Consider the following 7,996-nt stretch of genomic DNA (forward strand, 5'->3'; position numbering starts at 1 on the left):
GCCAATTTCCCCGACGTCGCAAACGGTTGAGCGCGCCGTAATTTCAATTTCAATCCAAGACGTTGCTGATCAGCAACGTCACAAAAAAGCCCCTATCAGGACGCCGCCATTCGCAGGATATCGTTGTAGGTTGCGAACACCATCAGCATCAGCACCAAACCCAATCCGATTCGGAACCCCATCTCCTGCGTCCGCTCGGACAGGGGCCGGCCCCGAACCACTTCGGCTGCGTAGAACATAAGGTGACCGCCATCGAGCAATGGGATCGGGAACAGATTCAACAGCCCGATCGAGACCGACAGCACGGCGCAGAGGTTGATCACGAACTGGAACCCGGCGCTGGCCGCCTGCCCCGACATCTTTGCGATGCCGAGAACGCCGCTGACCTCGTTGGGATTGCCGTTTCCCACGAACAGCGAGCCGAGGAACTTGAAGGTGCTGGTGATGATGAACCAGACCTGCTCGACTCCGATCTTGAGTGCCTCGCCGACGCCGACCGGCGCGGTCGAGGCCTCGCCGGCCTGAGACTTGTGCTCGACGCCGAGCACGCCGAGGCGATGGCTATTGCCGAACGGGTCCTTGCGCTCCAGCAGCGCCGGCGTCGCCGTCAGTGAAACCACCGCGCCGTCCCGTTTCACCTGGAAAGTAAGCGCCGAACCGGCGTTCATCGCAACGATTCGCTGCATGTCGGCAAAGCTCTCGATCGGCTTGCCGTCGATCTGCACGACAACGTCTCCGACCTTGAAACCGGCCGTGGCGGCAACGCCATCGGCGACAACGCCGTCCACGCGTGCGATCGTGCTCGGCTTGCCGTAGTACAGCGCCATGCCGGCGAAGATCAGCGCGCCGAGGATGAAATTGGCGATCGGACCGGCGGCGACGATGGCAGCGCGCGGGCCGACCTTCTTGTGGTGGAAGCTGCCGGCCCGTTCCTCGGCGGTCATGGCCGCGAGCGCCTCGGGCGATGGCGTCGAGGCCTCGCTCTCGTCACCGAAAAACTTGACGTAGCCGCCGAGCGGGATCGCCGAGATCTTCCAGCGGGTGCCGTGGCGGTCGTTGAAACCGGCCAGTTCAGGGCCGAAGCCGAGAGAAAAGGTCAACACCCGAACGCCCGCCCAGCGCGCGACCAGGAAATGGCCGAGCTCATGGAAGAACACGACGATGGTCAGCACGAACAGGAAGGGGACCGCGTAGCCGAGGAGCCCATGGCTCAACGTATTGAAACTATGGATAAAAAAGTCGATCATCGATATCCCTCATCCAGCGCCGCAAGGCCCTGGCCCCGAACCACCTAGGATGCCTTTAAGGCAATTTGAGGCAATAGGGCGGCGGCTCTATTTCGCGCAACATGGTCAACGGAAATGGCGTCGTCGGCCGAGGTCAGCGGCGCTTGGTTCCCGGTCCTGATCCAGTCCTCCAACGTCGCCTCCACCAGCCGCGCAATCGCGCCGAATCGTATCTGGCCGGCGATGAAGGCGGCGACCGCGACCTCGTTGGCAGCGTTGTAGACGGTGGTCGCTCCCTTCCCGGTCCGTAGCGCATCGTAGGCCAGGCGGAGCCCCGGGAATCGCTCGAAATCCGGCGCCTCGAAGGTCAATTGGCCGATCTTGGCCAGATCGAGCTTGGCCGCGGGCCCCTTGATGCGGTCGGGCCAGCCGAGGCAGTGCGCGATCGGCGTGCGCATGTCGGGCGCGCCGAGCTGAGCCACGACTGAACGGTCGGAAAATTCGACCATGCCATGGATGATCGACTGCGGATGAACCAGCACGTCGATCTCGTCCGGCGTCAGCGCGAACAGATAGGACGCCTCGATCACCTCGAGCCCCTTGTTCATCATCGAGGCGGAATCGATCGTGATCTTCTGGCCCATGCTCCAGTTCGGATGCTTCAGCGCCTGGGCGAGCGTGGCCTGCTCGATATCTGCGCTCTTCCAGGCCCGGAACGGTCCGCCCGAGGCGGTGATGATGACGCGGACCAGTTCGTCGCGATTGCCCGAGCTGAGCGCCTGGAACAGGGCATTGTGCTCGGAATCGGCCGGCAGGATGCAGGCGCCCGCCTTCGCTGCGCGCTGCATGAAGAAGTCGCCGGCGCAGACCAGGCACTCCTTGTTGGCCAGCGCGACGTGCGCGCCGCGATCGACCGCGGCCAATGCCGGCTTCAGTCCGGCCGCGCCGCTGACCGCGGCCATCACCCAGTCGGCCGGCCGCGCGCCGGCCTCGATTACTGCGCTTTCGCCGGCGCCGCATTCGGTGCTCGTTCCCGCAAGCGCGTCCTTGAGTTCGGCGAGCTTGGAGGTATCGGCGATCGCGACGAAGCGCGCGGAAAATTCCTTCGCGAGCTTTGCCAGCGCTTCGACATTGCCGTTCGCCGTCAACGCCTCGACGCGGTAGCGCTCGGGAGAAGCGCGCAGCAGGTCCATCGTGCTGTCGCCGATCGAGCCGGTGGCGCCGAGAACCGTGACGCTGCGGACGCTCGACGCCGCAGCCTTGTTGTTACGCAATGGGACCGCGCTCATATTCTCACCAAACCATAAGACCGCTTCCGGCGCTATGCACACCATGGCGGAGGAAGCCGATAATCCATGCCACCAGGATGGCGACGACAAATCCGTCCAAACGGTCCAAAAGCCCGCCATGGCCGGGAATTAAGTGACTGGAATCCTTGACGCCGAAGCGCCGCTTCACCGCGGATTCGAAGAGATCGCCAGCTTGAGAGACCACCGACAGGATGGCGCTGAGAAGCAGCAGCGGAATTGCCTTTCCGAGCCCGCAGGCGGCAAAGCCGGCCGCAACCGCAAGGCTCGCCGCAAAGCCGCCGAACGCGCCGGCCCAGGTCTTCTTCGGGCTCACGCGCGGCCAAAGCTTCGGCCCGCCAATGCCGCGGCCGGCGAAATAACCGCCGATATCGGTGGCCCATACCACCAGCAGCACGAACATCAACGCGGCGAAGCCGTGCACGGGGTCCTGCCGCACCAGGATCGAGGCGAGCAGCGCAGCCGATGCATAGGCAAAGCCCGAGGCGGCCCAGACAAACTTGCCCCGCGCAACCGCCGCAACGATCGCGCCACCAACAAGCCCGGTGATCACGGCAGTCTTGAGCGCACCGAATGCGATGCAGAACCCCATGATGGCCAGGACGATCGTCCCGCACGCGGTCAGCGCGGCCGACCCCGCGCCCACCACCATCAGCCATTCCGCGAACAGGCCGATCGACACCAGGGTGACGAGAAATGCCCAGAGCCAGCCGCCCGCATAAGCGAGCGCAATGGCGAGCGGCGCCAGCACGATTGCTGCGAGAACTCGCATCACGAGATTGCTGGAGGCCGGCGCAGCGCCCGCCGGTGCGGCGTCGGGATCGCTCACGAGGCGGTCTTCGCGACGAGGCCGCCGAAACGGCGTTCGCGCCTGGCAAATTCGGCGATCGCGCCTTCCAGCGCCGCCTTGTCGAAATCGGGCCAGTGGATCGGCACGAACACGAGTTCGCTATAGGCGGCCTGCCACATCAGGAAATTGGACAGGCGCTGCTCGCCCGAGGTGCGGATGATGAGATCGGGATCTGGGATGTCGGGCGCATCGAGATGGGCCCCGAGCGTCTCGGCGTCGATCGTGTCAGGATCGCGCCTGCCCTCGGCGACCTCGCGCGCGAGCTTCTGCGCCGCCTTCGCGATCTCCTGCCGCGAGCCGTAGTTGAAGGCGACGACGAGCGTGAGGCGCGTGTTGCCGCGTGTCAGCTCCTCGGCCTCGTTCAGGAGCCCGCGGATGTCGCCCTCAAGCCCGTCCCGCTCGCCGATGATGCGCACCTTGACGCCGTCGCGATGCAGGCTCGCAAGGTCGTTGCGGATGAAGCGCCGCAGCAGGCCGAAGAGATCGCCGATCTCGCTCGCCGGGCGCGACCAGTTCTCGGAGCTGAAGGAGAAGATGGTGAGGTAACGGATGCCGAGCTCGTGCGAGGCGCGAACCACGCGGCGCAGGGCCTCAACGCCGCGGCGATGGCCTTCGGCCCGCGGCAGGCCGCGCGCGGCTGCCCAACGCCCATTGCCATCCATGATGATGGCGACATGCGCAGGCGCGTCGGACCGGTCGGGTCCCTCCGTAGCGGGCGCGGCGGCGTTGGACATAAAGGCGGCCCTAAAGCATGACCCGGAAAAGTGCGAAGCGGTTTTCCGAAAAGATCATGCGCGAACAATTAACCTGAAGCGCGATGAACACTTCATCGCGCTTCAGACGGTGAGGATTTCTTTTTCCTTGGCGGCCAGCAACTGGTCGATCTCGACGATGGTGCTGTCGGTCGCCTTCTGCACGTCGCCGGCGAGACGCTCCTGGTCGTCCTCGGACATCTCGTGGTTCTTTTCGAGCTTCTTCAAAACGTCGAGGCCGTCGCGGCGGACATGGCGCGCGGCGACCTTGGCAGCTTCGGCGTATTTGTGCGCGACTTTGACCAACTCCTTGCGCCGCTCCTCGTTGAGCTCGGGAATGCGTAGGCGCAGCACCTGTCCCTCAGTCGCGGGTGACAGGCCGAGATTGGAATCGACGATTGCCTTTTCGACCGCCTTGACCATCGACTTATCCCAGACCTGGACCGAGATCAGCCGCGGCTCCGGCACACTGACGGTGGCGAGCTGGTTGAGCGGCATGTGGCTGCCGTAAGCCTCGACCTGGACCGGGTCCAGCATCGATGCCGACGCACGTCCCGTGCGCAAGCCACCGAGTTCGTGCTTGAGGGACTGGACGGCGCCCTGCATGCGGCGCTTCAATTCGTTCATGTCGAAATTACCCGTCGGCATCACGTTTCTCCTTCATAATCCCGGCCAGAACCCCGGCCAAAACTCCGGTGACGTCTCCGCGCCCTTCCCTCAAGGCGCGACCGATGAGCCGTCAGCCGGCGACGACGGTTCCGTGGCCGCCGCCACGCAGAATCGCGCCGATCGAACCCGGCTCCGCGATCGAGAACACGATGATAGGCAGCGACGTCTCGCGGGCAAGCGCAAAGGCGGTCGCATCCATCACCTTGTAGTCCCCTTCGATGGCCTGCGAATGCGTCAGCCGGTCGAACCTCTTGGCGGTCGGATCCTTCTTCGGGTCGGCCGAGTAGACGCCGTCGACATTGGTCGCCTTGAGCACCGCCTGGGCGCCGATCTCTGCGGCGCGCAGCACCGCGGTCGTGTCGGTGGTGAAGAACGGATTGCCGGTCCCGCCACCGAGCAGCACGATTCGGCCCTCGGCGAGGTATTTGTGTGCCGCCGCGCGGGTGAACAGTTCGGAAATCTCGGGCATGACGAAAGCCGACAGCGTCCGCGCCGGCGTGCCTTTGCGCTCGATCGCCGACTCCAGCGCGAGGCAGTTCATCACGGTGGCGAGCATGCCCATGGTGTCGCCGGTCGGGCGCGACACGCCACGGGAGGAGACCTCGACGCCGCGCACGATATTGCCGCCGCCGATCACGACAGCCACCTCGGTGCCGAGATGACGGGCGGCGATCAGATCATCCGCGACCCGGTCGATGGTCGGCTGATCGATGCCAAACCCCTGCTGTCCCGCGAGATATTCGCCGGACAGCTTGATCACGACGCGACGATAGACCGGATCAGTCATGAGCACTTTCCTCGTCCGGGCGCCGCTTCCGGCGGCACGCCGGAAGGAAGTTTCCGGCGCTTACTTCTTGCCGCTGGCGGCGGCGACTTCGGCCGCGAAGTCGTTTTCCTGCTTCTCGATTCCCTCGCCGAGAGCATAGCGCACGAAGCCCGCGATCTTCACGGGGCCGCCGACCTTGCCCTCAGCCTCCTTCAGCGCCTGCGCCACCGACTTGCCGGTGTCGTGGATGAAGGCCTGCTCGAGCAGGCAGACTTCCTTGTAATAGGTCTTGAGGCCGGACTCGACGATCTTCTCGATCACGTTCTCCGGCTTGCCCTGCTGGCGATACTTGTCCGCGAGCACGTCCTTTTCGCGCTTGACGACGGCCGGATCGAGGCCGGACGGATCGAGCGCGAGCGGGTTGGCGGCCGCGACATGCATCGCGATCTGGCGGCCGAGCGCTGCGAGCTCGTCGGCCTTGCCGGGCGATTCCAGCGCGACGATCACGCCCATCTTGCCGGCGCCGTCGATGACCGCGCCGTGAACGTAGCTCGACACCACGCCCTGGCTCACTTCGAGCGAAGCGGCGCGGCGCAGCGTCATGTTCTCGCCGATGGTGGCGATCGCGTCATTGATGGCGGTTTCCACCGTGACGTCGCCGAGCTTGGCAGCCTTGATCTTCTCGACATCGGCACCGACGTCAAACGCCACCTGGGCTATCATCTTGACTAGGCCCTGGAACTGGCCGTTGCGCGCGACGAAGTCGGTCTCGGAGTTGACCTCGACCACGACGCCCTTGCTGCCCTTGGTGAGCGCGCCGATCAGGCCCTCGGCCGCGACGCGGCCCGACTTCTTGGCGGCCTTGGACAGGCCCTTCTTGCGCAGCCAATCCTGCGCCGCTTCCATATCACCGCTGGTCTCGGTGAGCGCAGCCTTGCAGTCCATCATGCCCGCGCCGGTGGATTCGCGCAGGTCCTTGACCATCGCCGCTGTGATCGTTGCCATCGTTGAAAATCCTTTTTGCCTGCCGGTTTGCCGCGGCGTGGCATCGAAGCGCCCGCCGCGGTCCATCTCAGGAATTCGCGTCAACTGAAATGGTGGCCGGATCGTGTCCGGCCAACCCGTCGCTGCTTTTGACTATTCCGCTTCCGCGGTCAGCGCCTTGGCCTTGGCCACCCAGGCGTCCGCACGGCTCGGCAGTCCGACTTCTTCGCCGATCTTGTGGGCGGTGTCGTGGTCGAGCTCGGCGAGCTGCCAGAAGTGGAAGATGCCGAGGTCGTTGAACTTCTTCTCGATCGCACCCGACACGCCCGGGAGCTTCTTGAGGTCGTCGGCGGTGCCACGCGGACCGGCAAGGCCCTGGAAGCCGCTCGATGCGGGCGGCAGCTCTTCGGCGACGACCGGCTGGGCCGACGCGCCGACGTCGATGCCGGAATCGCCCTGGGCGCGCCCGATGCCGTCGATCGCCGCGCGCGCAACGAGATCGCAGTACAACGCGATCGCGCGGCCGGCGTCGTCATTGCCCGGCACCACATAGGTGATGCCCTTCGGGTCCGAATTGGTGTCGACGATCGCGGCGACCGGGATGTTCAGCCGCTGGGCTTCCTGGATCGCGATGTCTTCCTTGTTGGTGTCGATCACGAAGATCAGGTCGGGCAGGCCGCCCATGTCCTTGATGCCGCCGAGCGAACGGTCGAGCTTGTCGCGCTCGCGCTGAAGCGTCAGGCGCTCCTTCTTGGTGTAGGCGTTGGCATCGCCGCCGGCCAGCACCTCGTCGAGGTGGCGCAGGCGCTTGATCGAGGCCGAGATCGTCTTCCAGTTGGTCAGCGTGCCGCCGAGCCAGCGCGAATTGACGAAGTACTGCGCGCAGCGCTTGGCCGCGTCGGCAACGCCGTCCTGCGCCTGGCGCTTGGTGCCGACGAACAGGATACGGCCGCCCTTGGCGACGGTGTCGCTGACCGCCTGCAAGGCGTGATGCAGCAACGGCACGGTCTGGGCGAGATCGACGATGTGTATGTTGTTGCGGCTGCCGAAAATGAACGGCGCCATTTTCGGATTCCAGCGGTGAGACTGGTGACCAAAGTGCACGCCAGCTTCGAGCAGCTGACGCATAGTGAAATCGGGTAGTGCCATCGTTCTAATTCTCCGGTTGGTTCCTCCGGAAGCGTGTGAGCAAAACGGAGCGTTGTCGCCCCGGCTGCCACCGGACGGCCTTGTGAGCCATGCTTCCGTGTGAGATGGCGCGCTGTATAGCGCGATTTCGGCCAGAAGCAAGGAAATAAGGGCCTTTCGGGGGCGCTTGTCGCCCGCAAAAGGCCCGTTCCGCGAATACCGCCCGGTGGCCTAGCACTTGGGCTGGTTAGGCGGGCATTTCTTGGCCGCGGGGGGCGGCGGCGGCGCAGGGCGCGGCGGCGGCGCGACCGGAC

Annotated in this window: 8 protein-coding genes; all 8 read right to left on the reverse strand. The window is 65.1% G+C overall.

All coding sequences use genetic code 11. The features are described 5' to 3' along the window. Positions 1-95 precede the first annotated feature (95 nt). Positions 96-1,247, reverse strand: a complete 1,152-nt coding sequence (gene rseP / locus FXV83_RS20905) for an RIP metalloprotease RseP (protein ID WP_148741284.1) — start codon at positions 1,245-1,247, stop codon at positions 96-98. A 44-nt stretch (positions 1,248-1,291) separates the two neighbouring features. Beyond that, complete coding sequence (gene dxr / locus FXV83_RS20910) at positions 1,292-2,515, reverse strand: 1-deoxy-D-xylulose-5-phosphate reductoisomerase (RefSeq protein WP_148741285.1); 1,224 nt, start codon at positions 2,513-2,515, stop codon at positions 1,292-1,294. A gap of 4 nt (positions 2,516-2,519) precedes the next feature. Continuing rightward, a complete protein-coding gene (locus FXV83_RS20915; protein WP_148741286.1) occupies positions 2,520-3,362 on the reverse strand; it encodes a phosphatidate cytidylyltransferase in 843 nt (280 codons plus the stop codon). Continuing rightward, positions 3,359-4,117, reverse strand: a complete 759-nt coding sequence (locus tag FXV83_RS20920; protein ID WP_148741287.1) for an isoprenyl transferase — start codon at positions 4,115-4,117, stop codon at positions 3,359-3,361. Before FXV83_RS20920 ends, FXV83_RS20915 begins: the two co-directional genes overlap by 4 nt. Positions 4,118-4,219: 102 nt before the next feature. Further along, positions 4,220-4,783 (reverse strand): ribosome recycling factor, encoded by a 564-nt coding sequence (gene frr, locus FXV83_RS20925; protein WP_148741288.1) that lies wholly within the window; start codon positions 4,781-4,783, stop codon positions 4,220-4,222. A 91-nt stretch (positions 4,784-4,874) separates the two neighbouring features. After that, positions 4,875-5,591, reverse strand: coding sequence for a UMP kinase (gene pyrH, locus FXV83_RS20930; protein WP_148741289.1), 717 nt, complete (start codon positions 5,589-5,591; stop codon positions 4,875-4,877). Between the two features lie 60 nt (positions 5,592-5,651). Then, a complete protein-coding gene (gene tsf, locus FXV83_RS20935; protein WP_148741290.1) occupies positions 5,652-6,575 on the reverse strand; it encodes a translation elongation factor Ts in 924 nt (307 codons plus the stop codon). A gap of 132 nt (positions 6,576-6,707) precedes the next feature. Continuing rightward, entirely contained in the window at positions 6,708-7,703 is a 996-nt protein-coding gene (locus tag FXV83_RS20940) for a 30S ribosomal protein S2 (RefSeq protein WP_148741291.1), read from the reverse strand. Between the last annotated feature and the right edge of the window lie 293 nt (positions 7,704-7,996).

It is taken from the genome of Bradyrhizobium hipponense (assembly GCF_008123965.1).
In the GTDB taxonomy this organism is placed as follows: Bacteria; Pseudomonadota; Alphaproteobacteria; order Rhizobiales; family Xanthobacteraceae; genus Bradyrhizobium; species Bradyrhizobium hipponense.